This window comes from Castellaniella hirudinis, from assembly GCF_047468865.1.
In the GTDB taxonomy this organism is placed as follows: Bacteria; Pseudomonadota; Gammaproteobacteria; order Burkholderiales; family Burkholderiaceae_B; genus Castellaniella; species Castellaniella hirudinis_A.
In genome coordinates this window covers 1-19,303 of sequence record NZ_JBLGTV010000017.1, presented here as the reverse complement: position 1 = coordinate 19,303, position 19,303 = coordinate 1, and the positions used below count along the sequence as shown (strand labels likewise).

Annotated in this window: 16 protein-coding genes and 1 pseudogene; 10 read left to right on the top strand and 7 right to left on the bottom strand. The window is 66.0% G+C overall.

What is annotated here, in order from left to right; translation table 11 throughout:
- Window positions 1–699 carry an HAD-IA family hydrolase gene (locus ACMHYJ_RS15235; protein WP_414247046.1) on the bottom strand — a complete coding sequence of 233 codons (699 nt, stop codon included), beginning with the start codon at window positions 697–699 and terminating at the stop codon, window positions 1–3.
- A gap of 4 nt (window positions 700–703) precedes the next feature.
- Window positions 704–1,714, bottom strand: coding sequence for an RluA family pseudouridine synthase (locus ACMHYJ_RS15230; RefSeq protein ID WP_414247045.1), 1,011 nt, complete (start codon window positions 1,712–1,714; stop codon window positions 704–706).
- Between the two features lie 471 nt (window positions 1,715–2,185).
- Here ACMHYJ_RS15230 and ACMHYJ_RS15225 point away from each other — a divergent pair, with 471 nt between their 5' ends.
- Window positions 2,186–5,389 carry an Rne/Rng family ribonuclease gene (locus tag ACMHYJ_RS15225; RefSeq protein WP_414247044.1) on the top strand — a complete coding sequence of 1,068 codons (3,204 nt, stop codon included), beginning with the start codon at window positions 2,186–2,188 and terminating at the stop codon, window positions 5,387–5,389.
- 114 nt (window positions 5,390–5,503) lie between these two features.
- Here ACMHYJ_RS15225 and accD read toward each other — a convergent pair whose 3' ends face one another.
- From accD to ACMHYJ_RS15205, 4 genes are all read right to left on the bottom strand, one after another.
- Window positions 5,504–6,385, bottom strand: a complete 882-nt coding sequence (gene accD, locus ACMHYJ_RS15220) for an acetyl-CoA carboxylase, carboxyltransferase subunit beta (RefSeq protein ID WP_414247043.1) — start codon at window positions 6,383–6,385, stop codon at window positions 5,504–5,506.
- A 3-nt stretch (window positions 6,386–6,388) separates the two neighbouring features.
- Window positions 6,389–7,222 carry a tryptophan synthase subunit alpha gene (gene trpA / locus ACMHYJ_RS15215; RefSeq protein WP_414247042.1) on the bottom strand — a complete coding sequence of 278 codons (834 nt, stop codon included), beginning with the start codon at window positions 7,220–7,222 and terminating at the stop codon, window positions 6,389–6,391.
- 9 nt (window positions 7,223–7,231) lie between these two features.
- A complete protein-coding gene (gene trpB, locus ACMHYJ_RS15210; protein ID WP_414247041.1) occupies window positions 7,232–8,431 on the bottom strand; it encodes a tryptophan synthase subunit beta in 1,200 nt (399 codons plus the stop codon).
- 147 nt (window positions 8,432–8,578) lie between these two features.
- Window positions 8,579–10,777 carry a RelA/SpoT family protein gene (locus ACMHYJ_RS15205; RefSeq protein WP_414247040.1) on the bottom strand — a complete coding sequence of 733 codons (2,199 nt, stop codon included), beginning with the start codon at window positions 10,775–10,777 and terminating at the stop codon, window positions 8,579–8,581.
- Between the two features lie 193 nt (window positions 10,778–10,970).
- On the opposite strand from ACMHYJ_RS15205, the gene fdxA reads away from it, so the two are divergent.
- The 9 genes from fdxA to ACMHYJ_RS15160 all read left to right on the top strand — a co-directional run bounded on the left by fdxA (window position 10,971) and on the right by ACMHYJ_RS15160 (window position 18,809).
- Entirely contained in the window at window positions 10,971–11,297 is a 327-nt protein-coding gene (gene fdxA, locus ACMHYJ_RS15200) for a ferredoxin FdxA (RefSeq protein ID WP_414247039.1), read from the top strand.
- A 155-nt stretch (window positions 11,298–11,452) separates the two neighbouring features.
- Window positions 11,453–12,670: a polyhydroxyalkanoate depolymerase gene (locus tag ACMHYJ_RS15195; RefSeq protein WP_414247038.1), complete on the top strand. Its 1,218-nt coding sequence runs from the start codon at window positions 11,453–11,455 to the stop codon at window positions 12,668–12,670.
- Window positions 12,671–12,732: 62 nt separating this feature from the next.
- Window positions 12,733–13,344 (top strand): RnfABCDGE type electron transport complex subunit B, encoded by a 612-nt coding sequence (locus tag ACMHYJ_RS15190; RefSeq protein WP_414247037.1) that lies wholly within the window; start codon window positions 12,733–12,735, stop codon window positions 13,342–13,344.
- Window positions 13,341–13,976 (top strand): endonuclease III, encoded by a 636-nt coding sequence (nth, locus tag ACMHYJ_RS15185; RefSeq protein ID WP_414247036.1) that lies wholly within the window; start codon window positions 13,341–13,343, stop codon window positions 13,974–13,976. Before ACMHYJ_RS15190 ends, nth begins: the two co-directional genes overlap by 4 nt.
- Window positions 13,977–14,111: 135 nt before the next feature.
- Window positions 14,112–14,888, top strand: a complete 777-nt coding sequence (locus tag ACMHYJ_RS15180; RefSeq protein WP_414247035.1) for an ABC transporter ATP-binding protein — start codon at window positions 14,112–14,114, stop codon at window positions 14,886–14,888.
- The gene (locus ACMHYJ_RS15175) at window positions 14,885–15,601 is read left to right on the top strand and encodes an ABC transporter ATP-binding protein (RefSeq protein ID WP_414247034.1); all 717 of its coding nucleotides are present in this window, start codon (window positions 14,885–14,887) and stop codon (window positions 15,599–15,601) included. Before ACMHYJ_RS15180 ends, ACMHYJ_RS15175 begins: the two co-directional genes overlap by 4 nt.
- A gap of 50 nt (window positions 15,602–15,651) precedes the next feature.
- On the top strand, window positions 15,652–16,863 hold the full coding sequence (locus ACMHYJ_RS15170; RefSeq protein ID WP_414247033.1) for an ABC transporter substrate-binding protein: 1,212 nt from the start codon (window positions 15,652–15,654) through the stop codon (window positions 16,861–16,863).
- 84 nt (window positions 16,864–16,947) lie between these two features.
- The gene (locus ACMHYJ_RS15165) at window positions 16,948–17,835 is read left to right on the top strand and encodes a branched-chain amino acid ABC transporter permease (protein WP_414247032.1); all 888 of its coding nucleotides are present in this window, start codon (window positions 16,948–16,950) and stop codon (window positions 17,833–17,835) included.
- Window positions 17,832–18,809, top strand: coding sequence for a branched-chain amino acid ABC transporter permease (locus ACMHYJ_RS15160; RefSeq protein ID WP_414247031.1), 978 nt, complete (start codon window positions 17,832–17,834; stop codon window positions 18,807–18,809). Before ACMHYJ_RS15165 ends, ACMHYJ_RS15160 begins: the two co-directional genes overlap by 4 nt.
- 32 nt (window positions 18,810–18,841) lie before the next feature.
- Here the strand turns inward: ACMHYJ_RS15160 and ACMHYJ_RS15155 are convergent.
- Window positions 18,842–19,303 (bottom strand): annotated as a pseudogene (locus ACMHYJ_RS15155) (hypothetical protein); the annotation flags it as partial.

Sequence of the window (19,303 nt, the reverse complement as noted above, 5' to 3'; positions counted from 1 at the left end):
TCAAACAAACCCGGGATAGATTCTGGACTTGATCCAGGATTGCATGGCGGGAACGGTATCGACCAGGGCGGTGGGCCGGGCGGACGCCAGCAGATCGGCGCGATGCGCGCCATAGGCAACCGCCAGGCTGTCCACCCCGGCGGCCTGAGCCATGAGGATATCGTGGGTGGTATCACCCACCATCAGGGTGCCTTCGGGGGAAAGATCCAATTCAGCCAGCAGCTGGTGCAGCATGTCGGGGTCGGGCTTGCCCCGGGCCTCGTCCACGGTGCGGGTGGCCTGGAATACACCGTGCAGGCCCAGGGCATCAATCGACTGATCCAGCCCCTTCCGGCTTTTGCCCGTGGCCACGGCCAGGATGGTGCCCCCGGCGCGCAGCTCGCGCAACAGCCGGGCCTGGCCATCGAAGAAGCGGATTTCGCCTTGCAGCCGCATGAAATGCGCCTTGTAGCGGGCCACGAAGGCATCCGCCTGCCCGGGCGGCAGATCGGGCGCCAGCTGATACAGGGCGGCCTGCAGCGACAAGCCGATCACCCAGCTGGCCGCCTCGCGCGTGGGCTCGGGCAGGCCCAAGTCCCGGCAGGCCCCGATCAAGGCCCCGACGATATGGTGGGTGGAATCCAGCAGTGTGCCATCCCAATCGAAGATGACGGCCCGGTATGCGGGGGCCTGGGCGGCGGCGGAAGACAAAGCGGTCATGCAATCACCTGATGCGGGCGGGTCGTTGGGCGGTGGCCGGGCCAGGCCCGCGGCGCTGGGCCAGGCCATCCAGAAAAGCCTGGCAGGCCGGGGGCAAGGGGGCCTCCAGGCACAGTAGTTCGCCTGTGACCGGATGCGCGATCTCCAGGCGGCAGGCGTGCAGGAACATGCGCCGCAGCCCCTGCGCGAACAAGGCCTGGCGCACGGCCTCCGGGCCGTATTTTTCATCGCCGGCGATCGGATGGCCCTGGGCGGCCAGATGCACGCGGATCTGGTGCGTGCGGCCCGTGCGCAATTCGGCCCCGACCAGGGAATAATCGCCGCCATAGCGGTGTTTCAGCGTCACGATGGTGTGCGCGGCCTTGCCCAGGGCATCCACCCGCACGCGGCGCTCGCCGCCGGGGGTCAGGTATTTCAGCAAGGGCAGACGGATGTGCTGGCGGTCGTTGACCCAATCGCCCGTCACCAGGGCCAGGTAGTGCTTGTGCCCCAGGCTGTTGCGCATCATGTCGTGCAGGGCCACCAGAGCCTTGCGGCTGCGGGCCACCATCAGCACGCCCGAGGTCTCGCGATCCAGCCGATGGGCCAATTCCAGCATGCGCTCGTCGGGGCGGGCGGCGCGCAGCTGCTCGATGAGCCCGAAGGACACGCCGCTGCCGCCATGCACGGCCACGCCGGCCGGCTTGTCGATGACCAGCAGATGGGCGTCTTCGTACAGCACGGGAAAACTGGCCGGCGGCACGGGCCGCCGGGCGCCGGGATCCGGCAGCCGCAGGGGCGGGATACGCACCTGATCGCCCGCCTGCAGCCGGGTATCGGCCCGGCAGCGGCCCTTGTTGACCCGCACTTGGCCATCGCGGATGGCTTTGTACAAGTGGCTTTTGGGCACGCCCTTGCTGAGGCGCAAGATGAAATTATCCAGCCGCTGGCCTTCTGATTCGGCCCCCACCCGCACCAGGCGCGCCTGGGGGGCGGGGGCGGCGGCCCGGCTGGATGCGATATCTATTTTGCGCATAGGGAAAAGCAGCATATAATCATTGCAGCCTTTTAAAGGCCGAGAACCGCCAACCGTAGAGACCCGACACACGCGTCTCCGGCCGGCCGCAGGGACACCATTGTACTGCCTGGATTTCGGCCTTCGGGTCCTTGGTCGCCGGCCTTGTCCTGGTTCCTCGCCTGCTCGATCAGGCTTGAATCGACACGACGCCGCGTGCGACGCCGCAGATTTCTGCTCGTTCTTCCGCACCGAACGCCGCGCTATGCGCGTTCGACGTTCCCAGCAATTTTTCGTCAACCACGACCGTGACCCTGACTCTCCTGCTGCCAGAACCCCGCGCCCACCAGCGCACCGTGCCACCCCCACCGGAGACTGGCGCGGCCTGAACACGTCCGTCGCCTCCCCTCCCCGCAGACTGCCGCACCGCAACCAAGTGGCCCGTGGTCGTGCGCCGAATCCGGCGCACCCTGACAACGGAGAAACCCACTCATGAAACGCATGCTGTTCAATGCGACGCACCAAGAAGAACTACGCGTCGCGATTGTCGATGGTCAAAAACTCATCGACCTGGACATCGAAACCGCCGGACGCGAACAACGCAAGGGCAATATCTACAAAGGTGTCATCACCCGCATCGAACCCGGCCTGGAAGCCTGTTTCGTCAACTACGGCGAAGACCGCCACGGCTTCCTGCCCTTCAAAGAGGTCGCCCGCAGCTACTTCAAAGAAGGCGTGGACGTGCGCACCGCGCGCATCCAGGACGCCCTGACCGAAGGCCAGGAACTCATCATCCAGGTCGAAAAAGAAGAACGCGGCAACAAGGGCGCGGCCCTGACCACGTTCATTTCGCTGGCGGGCCGCTATCTGGTGCTGATGCCCAACAACCCGCGCGGCGGCGGGGTCTCGCGCCGCGTCGAAGGCGAAGACCGCCAAGAATTGCGCGAAGCCATGGATCAGCTGGAGATCCCCGGCGGCATGAGCATGATCGCCCGCACGGCGGGCATCGGCCGCAGCGTCGAAGAACTGCAATGGGATCTGAACTACCTGCTGCAGCTCTGGACGGCCATCGACGGGGCGGCCCGCGAAAACAAGGCCCCCATCCTGATCTACCTGGAATCCAGCCTGGTGATCCGCGCCATCCGCGATTATTTCTCGCTGGAAATCGGTGAAATCCTGATCGACACCGATGACATCTACGACCAGGCCATGGCCTTCATGAGCGTGGTCATGCCCGACAACGTCAGCCGCGTCAAGCGCTATCGCGACGACGTCCCCCTGTTCTCCCGTTTCCAGATCGAACACCAGATCGAAACCGCCTATTCGCGCACGGTGACCCTGCCCTCGGGCGGCGCGATCGTCATTGATCACACCGAAGCCCTGGTCGCGGTAGACGTCAACTCGGCCCGCTCCACCCGCGGCGCCGATATCGAGGAAACCGCCGTCCGCACCAACGCCGAAGCCGCCGACGAGGTCGCCCGCCAGTTGCGCCTGCGCGACCTGGGCGGCCTGATCGTGATCGACTTCATCGACATGGAGGACAGCAAGAACCAGCGGGCCGTCGAACAGCGCCTGCGCGACGCCCTGCACTTCGACCGGGCGCGCGTCCAGATGGGCAAGATTTCGCGCTTCGGCCTGATGGAACTCTCGCGCCAGCGCCTGCGCCCGGCGCTCAACGAAGGCTCGCACGTCACCTGCCCGCGCTGCACCGGCACCGGCGTGATCCGCGATGCCGAATCCAGCGCGCTGCACGTGCTGCGCCTGCTGCAGGAAGAAGCCATGAAAGAAGGCACGGCCGCCCTGCACGCCCAGGTGCCCGTGGATGTGGCCACTTTCCTGCTGAACGAAAAACGCCACGACATCAGCCAGATCGAGGCCCGCCTGAAGGTCAACCTGGTTCTGATCCCCAACAAGTCCCTGGAAACCCCGCATCACCACATCGAGCGCCTGCGCCACGACGACCCGCGCCTGGACGACAACAAAACCAGCTTCGAGCTCGTCCAGGAACCCGAGGACAAGCTCGTCTGGCAAGCCAACAAGGCCCAGGACGCCGGCCCCCGGCAGGAAGCCCTGGTCAAAAGCATCCAGCCCGCGCAGCCGGCTCCTCCGCACGTGGATCGGCCCGCCAAAGCCATCGCCGCCAGCCTCCCCCCGGCCCCCACCGAACCCTCGGGCGGCCTGTTCAAGCGCATCCTGGCCTGGTTCTCGGGCGCACCCGCGCCGGTTGCGGCCGGCACTGATACGCCGCCGCCGGCCAGCCACGCCGGTGCGGACGACAAACCACGACGCGGCCGCCAGGGCCGACGCCCCGATGGCCGCGGCCACCACCGCACCGAGCGCACCGCGCGCGCCGAAAAACCGGACACCGCCGAAACCCGTCCCGAACGCGCCGAGCGCGGCAACGACGCGCGCCAGGCCAACCGCCGCGGGCGCAACCACCCGGAACGCACCCCGGAAGACCGCGACGCGCCGGTGACGGCCGCCAAGGTCGATCGTCCCGCCGCGTCCGCCGCCCCGGAAACCAACCCGGAAACCGGCGAACCGCGCCGCAGCCGCAGCCGTCGCGGACGGGGACGCGCCCGCCAGGATGACGCCCAGGATATCCACGCCACCGACGATCAGCTCACGGCCACAGACGTCAAGACGCCTGACCAGGCCTCCGCTGCGCTGGCCAGCGTCGACGCTGCTGCCACCCAGACAGCCCAGGCGGTTGCCGCCGCCGGCCCGGTCGGCGGCGCGGAAACGCCCGCCCACGAAGACCCTGCGCCCCAAACCGACGATACCGCCACGACGGCGGGGCCGGCCATCGACATGGACGGCGACAGCGACCTGGAAACCCCGGATACCGAGCGCAACAAGCGCCGCCGTCGCCGGGGCCGCCGAGGCCGCCGGGGCGCCGAAGCCAGCGATGGCGGTGTTCAGCACACCGACGCCGACAGCGCGGCCACGACGGCCGGCACGCCCGATCTCGAAACCCATGAGACCCCGCGCTTCGATCCACAGGCGCTGGATCAGGCCGGCGACGCGGTTCAAGCCGCCGCGCAGCCGCAAGCCGATACCCCGGACACGGCCAGCGTGCCGGCGGACGACGCCGCAGACACTCCGGCCAGCCCCGCCGCTGCACCAGCGGACGCCTGGATCGCCACCCCGGCCCACGCCGCGCCGACGGACGCAACGCCCCGCCCGCAGGCCGAGACCATAGCAGCGCCCGTCGCCGACACGCCCGCGCCGGGCCGCGCAGCAGCGGAAGCCGCCGTCCAGGCCCCGACCACCGTCGTGGACACGCCGGTGACCGCCGAAGCGGACGCAGCGCCCGCCGTTGCCGACACCGAAGCGGCACCCGTCGCCGACACGGCGCCGACACCGGACGACGCGCCCGCCACCGCCGAGCCGACCACCACACCGCAGCCGCCGCTGGCTGCGGAAGCGCCGGCTGCGCCACAAGAGGCCAATGCCCCGGCCGATGCCGGGGACGACGACGCCCCCGCACCGCAGGTCGGCAACAGCAGCCAGCCTATCGTCCTGCCGCCCCTGGAGGTCTCGCTGCAGGCCGCCGGCATGCAGATGGTCGAAACCCGGGCCGGCGCCAGCACCGCCGCAGCGCCGGCCACCCCGACGCCCAAGCTGGGACGCGCGCGTAAATCCGTGGCCCAGCCCGCCGAAGAACCCCTGCAGCAGGTGGAAACCACGCATTAAGCTCGGGCCTTGCCCGGGCCTGTGCCGGGCGCACAGGCCCGGCGCGGCAAAAAAACAGCCCAAGGCTTTGTCCCAAGCCTTGGGCTGTTTTTTTCGTGGGCCGAGCGTTGGGGATCAGGCCTCCTGGGCAACGACCTCGATGGGCTGGCGGGTAAACAAGGCCAGCAAATGGGCGACTTCGGCCTGCAGCTTGCGGCGATCCACAACCTGATCGATGGCCCCCTTGGCCAGCAGGAACTCGGCCCGCTGGAAGCCCTCGGGAAGTTTTTCACGCACGGTCTGCTCGATCACCCTTGGCCCGGCGAAACCGATCAGGGCATTGGGCTCGGCGATCACCACGTCGCCCATGAAGGCGAAAGACGCCGATACCCCGCCCATGGTGGGGTCGGTCAGGATACTGATGAAAGGCAGGCCGGCATCCGACAGCTGATGCAGCATCGCCGTGGTCTTGGCCATTTGCATCAGGGAAAACAGGGATTCCTGCATGCGCGCCCCGCCTGAAGACGACACGCAGACAAACGGCATGCGCCGCTGGATGGCCTCTTGGACGCCGCGGGCAAAGCGTTCGCCCACGACCGAGCCCATGGACCCGCCCATGAAGGCGAACTCGAAGCAGGCCAGCACGGCGGGCACCGACAGAATCGTGCCGCTGACCACCACCAGGGCTTCGGATTCACCGGTTTGCTTGGTGGCTTCGGAAACGCGCTCGGGGTATCTGCGCGAATCCTTGAACTTAAGCGGATCCATCGGGCGCGTCTGCGCGCCGATTTCGGTGCGGCCCTCCGGATCCATCAGGGAATCAATGCGCGCCCGCGCGCCGATGCGCATGTGGTGGCTGCACTTCGGACAGACATTCAGGGTCGCCTGCAGGTCTTCTTTGTACAGCACGGATTCGCAGGACGGGCATTTGACCCACAGCCCTTCGGGCACCCGCTTGGACGCCGCATCGCTTTGGCGGTTGATGCGCGGTGGCAGTATTTTTTCGAACCAGCTCATGGCTTAACCTTTTTTCACGTGATCGATGGCCTGGCGCACCTCCGCCAGCCACTGGGCGGCCGCCTGAACCGCCGCCCGAGGGCCATCGCGGCGCGATGCGGATTCGAGCACCTGGATGAGTTTGCTGCCGATGACGACGGCATCGGCATGGGCCGCCACCCGGGCCGCGCTGGCGGCATCGCGGATGCCGAAACCCACCCCCACCGGGATGGCGACGTGACAGCGAATGGCGGCCAGGTGCCGGGCGACATCGTCGGTATCCAGGTTACCCGCCCCGGTCACGCCCTTGAGGGACACATAATACACATAGCCGCGCGCCAGACGGGCGACATCCGCCATGCGGGCCTCGGTGGAGGTGGGAGCCAGCAGATAGATGGGGTCCAGGCCGGCGGCGGACAGGCTGGCGGCGAACTCGGCGGATTCCTCGGGCGTGTAGTCCACCACCAGGACACCGTCGACCCCGGCGGCGGTCGCCCGGTCGACAAAAGCCTGCCGGCCCATGCATTCGACTGGATTGGCATAGCCCATGAGCACCACGGGCGTGCGCTCATCGTGCCGGCGGAACTCGGCTACGATATCCAGCACACGGGACAGGCCGACCCCGGCGGCGATGGCGCGTTCGCCCGCCTGCTGGATGACCGGGCCATCGGCCATGGGATCGGAAAACGGCACGCCGAGTTCGATGACATCGGCCCCCGCCGCCACCAAGGCCTGCATGAGCGCGGGGGTGGACTCCGCCAGCGGATCGCCCGCCGTGATGTAGGGAATCAAGGCGGTGCGCCCGGACAGGCCGCCGAAACAAGCGGCCAGGCGCGGATTGGATGCTGCTGCAGTCAAGGCGGACTCCTAAAGCGTGATGCCGCTGTATTCGGCAACCGTATGCATGTCTTTGTCGCCCCGGCCGGAGACATTGACCAGGATGATTTGCTCGGGCGGCAACGTGGGGGCGAGCTTCACCGCATGGGCAATCGCGTGGGCGGATTCGAGCGCCGGCATGATGCCTTCGATGCGGCAGCAGTCGTGAAACGCCGCCAGCGCCTCGCTGTCGGTGACGCCCACATACTGGGCGCGGCCGGAATCCTTCAGCCAGGCGTGCTCGGGACCGACGCCGGGGTAGTCCAGCCCGGCGGAAATGGAATGGGTCTCTGTGATCTGGCCATCGGCGTCTTGCAGCAGATACGTGCGGTTGCCATGCAGCACCCCCACCACGCCCCGATTGAGGGACGCCGCATGGTGGCCGCTGTCCAGGCCCTCGCCGGCGGCCTCGACCCCGATCAAGCGGACGGATTCGTATTCGATATAGGGGTGGAAGATGCCGATGGCATTGGACCCCCCGCCCACGGACGCCAGGACGTAATCCGGCTGGCGGCCCGCGTCGCGCGGCATCTGCGTCAGGCATTCGCGCCCGATGATGGTCTGGAAATCGCGCACCATCTGGGGGTACGGGTGCGGCCCGGCCACCGTGCCGATGATGTAGAAAGTGTTTTCCACGTTGGCGACCCAATCGCGCATGGCCTCGTTGAGGGCGTCTTTAAGCGTGCGCGAGCCGGATTCAACCGGCACCACCCGGGCCCCCAGGAGCTTCATGCGATACACATTGGACGCCTGGCGGCGGACGTCTTCGCTGCCCATGTACACCACGCATTCCAGGCCGTAGCGCGCAGCCACGGTGGCCGTGGCCACCCCATGCTGGCCCGCGCCGGTTTCGGCGATGACGCGGGGTTTCCCCATGCGCGTGGCCAGCAGCGCCTGGCCGATGCAGTTGTTGACCTTGTGCGCGCCCGTGTGGTTGAGATCTTCGCGCTTGAACCAGATCTGCGCGCCGCCCAGTTGCCGCGACCAGCGCCGCGCATGATAGACGGGGCTGGGGCGGCCGACAAAATGTTCGAGCTCGTCGGCGAATTCGCGCAGGAATTCGGGGTCGTCGCGGTATCGCTGATAGGCATCCCGCAAGGCGTCCAGGGCATGCACCAGGGTTTCGGCCACGAACGAACCGCCAAACTGGCCGAAATGCCCCCGGGCATCCGGCAAATGATAGGGTTTCAAATTCAGACTCGCTTGTAAGGCGCCCAGATTGGGCAGACGGACCACACAGGCCGGCAAACGACCATTTTAGCAGCGCCCGGCGGACCGGGGCGGCCGCTGCGGCCCGCTGCCGCGCCGCCGCCGGGCGACGGCCCGGCGGCGGCCGGATCAGTGCCGGTTGGCCTGCACGCCGGGCAATTCGTTGACCGCCGCCAATGCCTGCCGGATTTGCTCGCCATCGCGAACCTCGATGGTGAAGACCATATGCGCCAGGGATCGGCGACTGTGGGTGGTCACCCGCACCACCCGCAGACGCAGCCGCGCAAAGACCTCGGACAGGTCGCGCAGCAGGTTGGGCCGATCCTGGGCATGGATGTTGAGATCGACCGGATACACGGCCTGGCCGGTATCGCCCCAATCGACCTGGATGCAGCGTTCGGGGTGGCGCTGGGCCAGCGCGGCCCAGGCCGTGCAGTCGCGCCGATGGATGGACACCCCCCGGCCCCGCGTGACGAAACCCTCGATGGCGTCCGGCGGCGCGGGGCGGCAGCAGCGCGCCAGCTGCGTCATCAGGGAATCCACCCCCACCACCAGCACCCCGCTCTTGCCGGTGCGCGATACGCTGCTGGCTTCGCTGGCATAGACACGCGCCGTGTCCGGCGCGGGCGTGTCCGGCGCGGGCTCACGAAAGATCTGGTCGATCTGGCGCAAGCTGAATTCTTCTTTTGCGGCGGCCACGTAAAGGTCGTCCGCACGAGCAAAGCCCAGTTGCTGGGCCAGGTTTTCCTGGTTGATGGCGGTCTTGCCCAGGCGCTGCAGTTCTTTTTCGACCAGGGCCTGGCCCTGGGCGATGCGCTGCTGCAGCTCGACCGCATTGAACCAGGCCCGCACCTTGGCCCGCGCCCGGGGACTGGCCAGATAGGCCAGTTGCGGGTTGAGCCAATCGCGTGACGGCCCGCCGGATTTCGCGGCGATGATTTCGACCGTCTGGCCCGTGCGCAGGCGGGTGGACAAGGGCACCATCTGCCCATCGACCCGCGCCCCCCGGCAGCGGTGGCCCAAATCCGTGTGCAGCAGATAGGCAAAATCCACGGGCGTGGCGCCGTCCGGGAGTTCGAGCACCCGCGCCTGCGGCGTCATGACGTAAATATGCCGGTTGGCGCGGGGGGCATCCGGGGCGGGCGCCGTCCCGCCGTCCTCCTTCCAGGCCAGCAGCTGGCGCATCCAGGAGATTTTCTGATCGTCAGCGCTGGCCGCCGCCACCTGCCCGCCTTTGGCGCCGGCCTCTTTGTAGCGCCAGTGCGCCGCCATGCCGTACTCGGCGAACTGGTGCATCGCGCGGGTGCGAATCTGGATTTCAAAAGCGCGGCCTTCGGCATCGGCCACCACCGTATGCAGGGATCGGTAGCCATTGGGCTTGGGCCGCGCGATGTAGTCGTCGAATTCCTCGGGCACCGGAGTCCACATCGCATGCACCAGCGCCAGGGCCGCGTAGCAGGCACGCTCGTCGGCCACAATGACCCGCAAGGCGCGCAAATCGAACAGCTGGTGGAACGCCAGATGTTTGATGCGCATCTTGTTCCAGATGCTGTAGATGTGCTTGGGGCGCCCGCTGATTTCCGCCGGGATATGGGCATCGTCCAGCGCCGCCCGCAGGCGCCGCATGACCGCGTCGATGAAGGCTTCGCGCTCTGTGCGTTTTTCCTCCAGTTGGCGGGCGATGGCCTTGTAGGTGTCCGGCTGCAGAAAACGGAAGGAGAGGTCTTCCATCTCCCATTTCAGCTGCCAGATCCCCAGGCGATTGGCCAGCGGCGTGTACAAGGCCATGGTTTCGCGGGCAAAGCCCACGGGGCACGGCGTGCGGCTGGCGGCATACCAGCGCAGGGACTGCAGCCGCGACGCCAGCCGCATCAGCACGATGCGCAAATCGGCCGCCATGGCCAGCAGCATCTTGCGCTGCATTTCTTTTTGATCGGCGCCGGACCGATCCTGGGCACGCCCGGCCACCGTCCCCAGCATCAGCAGGGCGCGCGCGCCCTGCACCAGCGTGGCGACCTCGGGTCCGAACGCCTTGCGCAGGGGATCGGTGCGGGACAATTCGCCGCCGGGCACCGGCTGAACCGCCAGCAGCGCGCCGGCCCGGGTCGCGGCATCCGAGCCCAATTCGCCGAGTATCAGGGCCACGGCGGCGCAATGGGCATCCAGGGGCTCGCCCGTGCTGGCCACCGCCTGCCGCAATGGGGCGCGCACCCATTCGACGGCCTGCCGCAGCAGGGCCTGGCCGGCTTCGTCCAGGCCATCGGCAGCCGCCCGGAACCAGGCCGCATCAAAGGGGTCGGGCGACGTGGAAAAAGAAGATTGGCTCATGGTGCTGAAAAACAAACGATCAAATCAGTCGGGGATCGACAAAAGGGCCTGGACGCCGTGCGGCAACCGCCATACTACAAGATACACCCGCCCGGCAGCCCTACCTGTGTATCAGGCTCTGCCTGTCTGAAACGGTAAATTAGGTAAAATCCCGGATGGCCTTATTGGCTTTGTTTTTTTGCCGGAGCACCCCATGACCCACGTCGTCACCGAAAACTGTATTAAATGTAAATATACCGACTGCGTCGATGTCTGTCCTGTGGACTGTTTTCGAGAAGGGCCCAATTTCCTGGTCATCGACCCCGAAGAATGCATCGACTGTGCCGTCTGTGTGCCCGAATGCCCAGCCAATGCCATTTTCGCCGAAGAAGACGTTCCCCAGGATCAGGTGGACTACATCCCGCTGAACGCCGAACTCGCGCCCACCTTCGGCCCGATCAACCGCTCCGTCACGCCGCTGGATGGCGCCGACGACTGGAACGGCGTGGCCGACAAGCTCAAATACCTCGAACGTCCCTGATCCGACTGTCTGCAAAAGACAACTCCCTCGACCAGGGATTCACTCACATCGGGTAATTCCGGTAGCGCATCGTCACGTTTACCGGTACTTTAGGTCTGCACAAACCATACCCCGGCGCATGATCTGCGCCGCTGCAGACCACTGGAACGCATTCTATGCTGTACGACCTACACGAACTCCAACGCACGATTCTCGCGCCCCTGACCGCCTTTACCGAAACCGGTTCGCAGCTGTTCTCCAATCCCTATAGCCCGCTGGCGTACACGCCGCTGTCGCGGCAGTTCGCCGCCGCCTACGAACTTGCCCACCGCATGGGCAAAGACTACGAAAAACCCGCCTGGAACCTCGCCGCCACCGTCATCGACGGGCAAGACGTCGCCGTCACCGAGGAAACCGCGCTGGCGCAGCCCTTTTGCCGGCTGGTGCATTTCCGCCGCGACACCTCGCGCCAAGACCCCTGTATCCTGCTGGTCGCCCCGCTGTCGGGCCACCATGCCACGCTGCTGCGCGATACGGTGCGCACGCTGCTGCCCGCGCACGATGTCTACGTCACCGATTGGATCGACGCCCGCATGGTGCCCGCCGACCAGGGCACGTTCAGCCTGGACGACTACGTTCATTACATCCAGACCTTCCTGCGCCACCTGGGCCCCGAGACACACGTCATTTCCGTGTGTCAGCCCACGGTGCCGGTGCTGGCGGCCGTGTCGCTGCTGGCCAGCCACAACGACCCCTGTCAGCCGCGCACCATGACCATGATGGGCGGCCCCATCGACACCCGAAACTCCCCGACCCAGGTCAACCGCCTGGCGACCACCAAGTCATACGCCTGGTTCGAAGACAACCTCATCCACCGCGTGCCCGCCCGCTACCCGGGCGCCGGACGCCAGGTCTACCCCGGCTTCCTGCAGCACGCCGGCTTCGTGGCAATGAACCCCGACCGCCACCTGAAATCCCACTACGACTTCTACCTGCACCTGCTGCGCGGCGACGACAGCGACGCCGAAGCCCACCGCCGCTTCTACGACGAGTACAACGCCGTCCTGGACATGCCGGCACAGTTTTACCTGGACACCATCCGCACGGTCTTCCAAGAATTCCGCCTGCCGCAGGGCACCTGGGTGATCGACGGCGACCGGGTCGAGCCCGCAGCCATCCGACGGACGGCGCTGCTGACCATCGAAGGCGAACTCGACGATATTTCCGGCCCCGGCCAGACCCACGCGGCCCAGACCCTGTGCAAGCACCTGCCGGACAACCTGCGCGAATCCTACACGGCGCCCCAATGCGGCCACTACGGGATTTTCTCCGGTCGCCGCTGGCGCGCCCTGGTCTACCCGAAACTCGCCGCATTCATCCGCGCGCACGCATAGTTCCGGCGCCGCCGCGGGCCGGCCCGCGGCGGCGCCCCGTGTTTTCCCGATTTGGCTGTTGCATGTCTTTCCTGATCGACACCCTGGATGCCCTCCTGCCCCAGACCCAATGCGGGCAGTGCGGCTACGACGGCTGTCGTCCATACGCCCGGGCCATGGCCGAAGGCCGGGCCGACATCAACCGCTGCCCCCCCGGCGGCCCCGAGACCATCGCCGCGCTGGCCCAAGCGCTGGATCGGCCGGCCCGGCCCCTGGATCCCGACTGCGGCCGCCACCAGCCGTTTCGCATCGCCCTGATCGACGAGGCGCACTGCATCGGTTGCACCCTGTGCATCCAGGCCTGCCCGGTGGATGCCATCCTGGGGGCCAGCCAAAGCATGCACACCATCATCGAGGAAGACTGCACCGGCTGCGAACGCTGCGTGACCCCCTGCCCGGTCGACTGCATCAGCATGGTGCCCGCCCGCCGAGACTGGACCCCGCAGGATGCCGCGCAGGCCCGCCAGCGCTATCAGGCGCGCAACCAGCGCCTGCAATCGCGCCACACCGAGGCGGGCAGCCCGGCGGCCCGCACCCTGGCCAACAAGCCGATCCTGGCCACGCCCGCCTCCACACACGACAAGCAGGATCGCATCGCCCAGGCGCTGGCCCGGGCCCGGGCGCGCCGATCATGAAACGCGCCGCCGTCGAAGAATGCTTTCGCCGCTGGCAAGCCGCCAACCCGGAGCCCAAGACCGAGCTGGAATACCACAGCACGTTCCAGCTGCTGATCGCCGTCATGCTGTCGGCCCAGGCCACGGATCGCGCCGTCAACCTGGCGACCCGGCGATTTTTCCCCGAACACGGCACCCCGGAAGGCCTGCTGGCCATGGGGCTCGAAGCGCTGACCGAAGCCATCCGCACCATCGGCCTGTACAAGACCAAGGCGCGCAACGTCATCCGCACCTGCGAACTGCTGCTGCAACACCACGACGGCCAGGTGCCCGACCGTCGGGAAGCCCTGGAAGCCCTGCCCGGCGTGGGCCGGAAAACCGCCAATGTGGTGCTGAACACCGCCTTTCGCCAACCGGCCATGGCGGTGGACACCCACATCTTCAGGGTCTCCAACCGCACCGGCATCGCGCCCGGCAAAACCGTGCTGGCGGTGGAACAAGCCCTGCTGAAGCGCGTGCCCAAGCCCTATCTGCTGGATGCCCACCATTGGCTGATCCTGCATGGCCGGTATGTATGCGTCGCCCGCAAGCCCAAATGCCCGCAATGCCCCATCGCCGACCTGTGCGATTACCCGGACAAGACACCAGGATGAATGGGGCAGGACATTGCAGCACACCATTTTTACCCAACGGCAAGACAACCCAGTAAAACCCCAATAGAAACCCCCTGCTCGACCTCGCATACTTAAAGTAATCCACGCCGCAGCCACGGGATACTTCAAGCCACCATGCGCACAGCCCCCATCCTCGAAACCCGTAATCTCACCAAGACCTTCCTGGGTTTCGTCGCAGTGGACGCTGTCAATCTGCAGGTGCAGCGCGGCCACATCCACGCCCTGATCGGCCCCAACGGCGCAGGCAAGACCACGTGCTTCAACCTGCTCACCAAATTCATCACCCCCACCCGGGGGCAAATCTTCTTCGATGGCCGGGAAATCACCCGCGACCAGCCCGCCGGCATCGCCCGCAAGGGGATCATCCGGTCATTCCAGATTTCCGCCGTCTTCCCCCAGCTGTCGGTCTTGGATAACGTGCGTATCGCCTTGCAGCGCAACACCGGGCTGTCTTTTCACTTCTGGCGCAGCGAAAACAGCCTCACCCACCTGAACCAACGCGCCATCCAGTTGCTGGACGAAGTCGGCCTGGGCGGCTTCGCCGACGAAATCACCGTCAACCTGCCCTATGGCCGCAAGCGCGCCCTCGAAATCGCCACCACCCTGGCCATGGAACCCAGCCTCATGCTGCTGGACGAACCCACCCAGGGCATGGGCCACGAAGACGTCGATCGCGTCACGCAGCTGATCAAGCAGGTCAGCGTCGGGCGCACCATCCTGATGGTCGAGCACAACATGAACGTCGTGTCCTCCATCGCCGACCGCATCACCGTCCTGGCCCGGGGGGCCGTCCTGGCCGAAGGCGACTACGCCGCCGTTTCACACAACCCCGCCGTCATGGAAGCCTACATGGGCACCGCCCAGGGCGAACTCGAAGGAGCCGAGGCATGAGCCATACGCCCGCCCTGGAAATCACCGACCTGCACGCCTGGTACGGAGAATCCCACGTCCTGCATGGCGTCAACATGCAGGTGCAGGCGGGCCAGGTGGTCACGCTGCTGGGGCGCAACGGCGCGGGGCGCACCACCACGCTGCGCGCCCTGCTGGGCCTGACCAGCCGCCGCACGGGCTCCATCCGTATCCAGGGCGCCGAATCCATCCACCTGCCCACCTACCGGGTCGCCCACCTGGGCATCGGCTACTGCCCCGAAGAACGCGGCATCTTCGCCTCGCTGTCCTGCGAGGAAAACCTGCTGCTGCCGCCCACCGTGGGCAATACCCTGGGCGGCGGCATGTCGCTGGCCGAAATCTACGACATGTTCCCCAACCTGCTCGAACGCCGCCACTCGCCCGGCACTCGGCTGTCCGGCGGCGAACAGCAGATGCTGGCGGTGGCCCGCATCCTGCGCACCGGGGCCAACCTGCTGCTGCTCGACGAAATCTCCGAAGGCCTGGCCCCGGTCATCGTCCAGGCCCTGGCCCGCATGATCACCACGCTCAAGACCAAGGGCTATACCGTGGTCATGGTCGAGCAGAATTTCCGCTTTGCCGCCCCGCTGGCCGACCACTTCTACATCATGGAACACGGCCAGATCGTCGAAGAATTCCCCGCCGCCCAGCTGGCCGAAAAGCAAAACAGGCTCGACAGCCTGTTGGGCGTCTGATGCCGATTCCTTTATTTGCCGGCGATACCGGCCACCACAGGAGACTTCCCATGAAATTGCGTACCCTATCCGCGGCCCTGGCCGTTGCTGGTCTGGGTCTGAGCCTATCCGCCCAGGCTGCCGGGATATCCGACGACGTCATCCGCATCGGCTTCATCACCGACATGTCCGGCGTTTATGCCGACGTGGACGGCAATGGCGGCGCCGACGCCATCCGCATGGCCATCGCCGACATGGGCGGCGAGATCGACGGCAAGAAAATCGAGCTTCTCACGGCCGACCACCAGAACAAGGCCGACATCGCCTCGGCGCGCGCACGCGACTGGTTCGACACGCAGCACATGGACATGCTGATCGGCGGCACCAATTCGGCCACCGCCCTGGCCATGGCGGGGGTCGCGGCCGAAAAACAAAAACCCTTCATCGCCATCGGCCCGGGCTCGTCCCTGCTGACCAACGATAAATGCACCCCCTACACCATCCACTACGCCTACAACACCACCGCCCTGGCCAACGGCACGGGCTCCGCCGTGGTCGAAGAAGGCGGAAAATCCTGGTTCTTCCTGACCGCCGACTACGCCTTCGGCCATTCGCTGGAAGAAGACACCGCCAAGGTCGTCAAGAACCATGGCGGCACGGTGGTGGGCCAGGTGCGCGCACCGCTGTCCACCACCGATTTTTCCTCGTTCCTGCTGCAGGCCCAGACCTCCGGCGCCCAGGTGCTGGGGCTGGCCAATGCGGGGGGCGACTTCATCAATTCCGTCAAGGCCGCCAAAGAATTCGGCATTACCCAGACCATGAAACTGGCCGGACTGCTGGTGTTCATCAACGACGTCCATTCGCTGGGGCTGGACAATACGGCCGGCCTCTACCTGACCACCCCCTGGTACTGGGATCGCACCGACGATTCCCGCGCCTGGGCCAAGCGCTTCTTCGATAAGCTGAACCGCGCGCCCTCGTTCGTGCAGGCCGCCGACTACTCCGCCGCGCTCAATTACCTGCAGGCCGTCAAGGCCACTGGATCGGACGATGGCAATACGGTGATGGCATACCTGAAATCCCACAAAATCAACGACATGTTCGTCAAAGACGGCTATATCCGCAAAGATGGCCTGTTCATGCACGACATGTTCCTGGCCCAGGTCAAGACGCCCGAACAATCCAAAGCGCCCTGGGATTACTACAACATCGTGCGCACCCTGCCGGCCGAAGCCGTCTATGGGGCGGAATCCACATCCACCTGCCCCCTGCTCAAGGGCTGATGCACCGTCCGGCCCCAATGGCCTTGCCTGCGCGGCAGGGCCATTCCATCCGGTGTCCCGGTTAATCGCCTTTGCTGCAGCGCTATGACAGAACTCTTTGGTGTCCCCATCCAGGCCTTGCTGGGCCAGCTTTTGCTGGGCTTGGTCAATGGCTCTTTCTATGCCGTGCTTTCCCTGGGGCTGGCCATCATCTTCGGCTTGCTCAACATCATCAATTTCACCCACGGCGCCCTGTACATGCTGGGGGCCTTCGTCGCCTGGCTGGGCCTGCAGTACCTGGGGCTGAACTACTGGATCATGCTGGTGGTCTCACCCATTGTGGTGGGCCTGTTCGGCATTGCCCTCGAACGCCTGCTGCTGCGCCGCCTGTACAAGCTCGACCCGCTCTACGGCTTGCTGCTGACCTTCGGCCTGGCCCTGATCATCGAGGGCCTGTTCCGCAGCATCTACGGCGTATCGGGCCAACCGTACTCCACGCCGACCCTGCTGCAGGGCGGGGTCAACCTGGGCTTCATGTACCTGCCCATTTATCGCGGCTGGGTCGTGGTCGCCTCCATTCTGGCCTGCCTGGCCACCTGGTTCCTGATCGAAAAAACCCACCTGGGCGCCCTGCTGCGGGCGGGGACGGAAAACGCCAAGCTGGTCGAAGCCTTCGGCGTCAATGTGCCCCTGATGATTTCCCTGACCTTCGGCCTGGGGGTCGGCCTGGCGGCCTTCGCGGGCGTGCTGGCGGCCCCCATCCTGCAGGTGTCGCCGCTGATGGGTTCCAATCTCATCATCGTGGTGTTCGCCGTGGTGGTCATCGGCGGCATGGGCTCCATCCTGGGCTCGATCGTCACGGGCCTGGGCCTGGGCATTATTGAAGGCTTCACCAAGGTCTTCTGGCCGGAAGCCTCCAGCACCGTGGTGTTCATCATCATGGTGATCGTCCTGCTGCTGCGTCCGGCCGGGCTGTTCGGGAAAGAATCATGAATCGTCAACGCATCGGCTACCTGATCGCCATCCTCGTGATCGCGGCACTGCCCGCCATTGGGGCCTACCCCATCTTCATCATGAAGGTCATGTGCTACGCCCTGTTCGCCTGCGCCTTCAATCTGCTGCTGGGCTATACCGGCCTGCTGTCATTCGGCCATGCCGCGTTCCTGGGGCTGGCGGGCTACACCTGCGGGCAAGCGCTCACCGTCTGGGGCTGGCCCACGGCCAGCGGCCTGCTGGCGGGCACGGCCAGCGCCGCCCTGCTGGGCCTGGTATTCGGGCTGCTGTCGATCCGGCGCAGCGGCATTTATTTCGCCATGATCACCCTGGCCCTGGCGCAGATGCTGTTCTTCTATTTTCTGCAAGCGCCGTTCACAGGCGGCGAAGACGGTCTGCAGGGCATCCCCCGCGGCAGCATCCTGGGCCTGGATCTCAGCCAGGATATCAATCTGTATTATGTCGTCATGGCGGTTTTCGTCCTGGGCTACGCCCTGATCTGGCGCACGGTGCATTCCCCTTTTGGCCAGGCCCTGAAGGCCATCCGCGAAAACGAGGCCCGCATGGTGTCTCTGGGCTACCATGTGGATCGCTTCAAGCTGCTGGCCTTCGTGCTGTCCGCCGCCCTGTCCGGTCTGGCCGGCGCCACGAAATCCGTGGTGTTCGTTTCGGCCACACTGTCGGACGCCACCTGGCAGATGTCCGGCATGGTCATCCTGATGACCTTGATCGGCGGCATGGGCACGCTGACCGGCCCCGTCCTGGGGGCGATCATCGTGGTGGCCCTGGAAAACAAGGTGGGCGACATCGGCCGCTTCCTGATGCAGGAAACCGGCATCGAGTGGTTCCGGGTACTGGGAGAATCGGTCACGATTGTGATCGGGTTCATTTTCGTGGTTTGCGTGCTGACGTTCCGCCGGGGCATCATCGGCGAATGGCTGCACCGCCAGCAATTGCGCCGCGCCAAGGGCTGAATCGGACGATTGCGAGGCTGGCCTTTCCGTTGTCAACCCCGAAACACGTCATCCAGTTCGGTGGCGTCCACGAAATTCAGCACCCAGGTTTCCAGCTGCGCCGCCGTGGCGGCCTGGATACGCTGGACGATGGCGTCGGGCTGCGGGCCGAAGCGGCGTTGCACCAGCAGCAGCAAGGTCTTCGCCTGACCCTCTACACTGCCTTCGGCAAGCCCTTCGGCGTGGCCCCGGGCATGGCCGGCGCGTTCGATCAGCGTGACATACGTCATCTCATTCTCCTTGGTCAGGGTCTCGACCGTCTGTAAAAAATCCGCTTCCAGGTCTTCGGGCAGCGCAATCATCCATTCGATCAGGCGGTACACTTGCATGGCCACCACGGGGTCGTAGCCATAATGCTGCAGCCGGCGTACCAGCTGAAATTTGGGCCCCAGCCGCGTGCGTTTGTCCCGGTGGCCGTTGGCCTGCAGCTGCGCCATGACGACCACGGCAAAGGG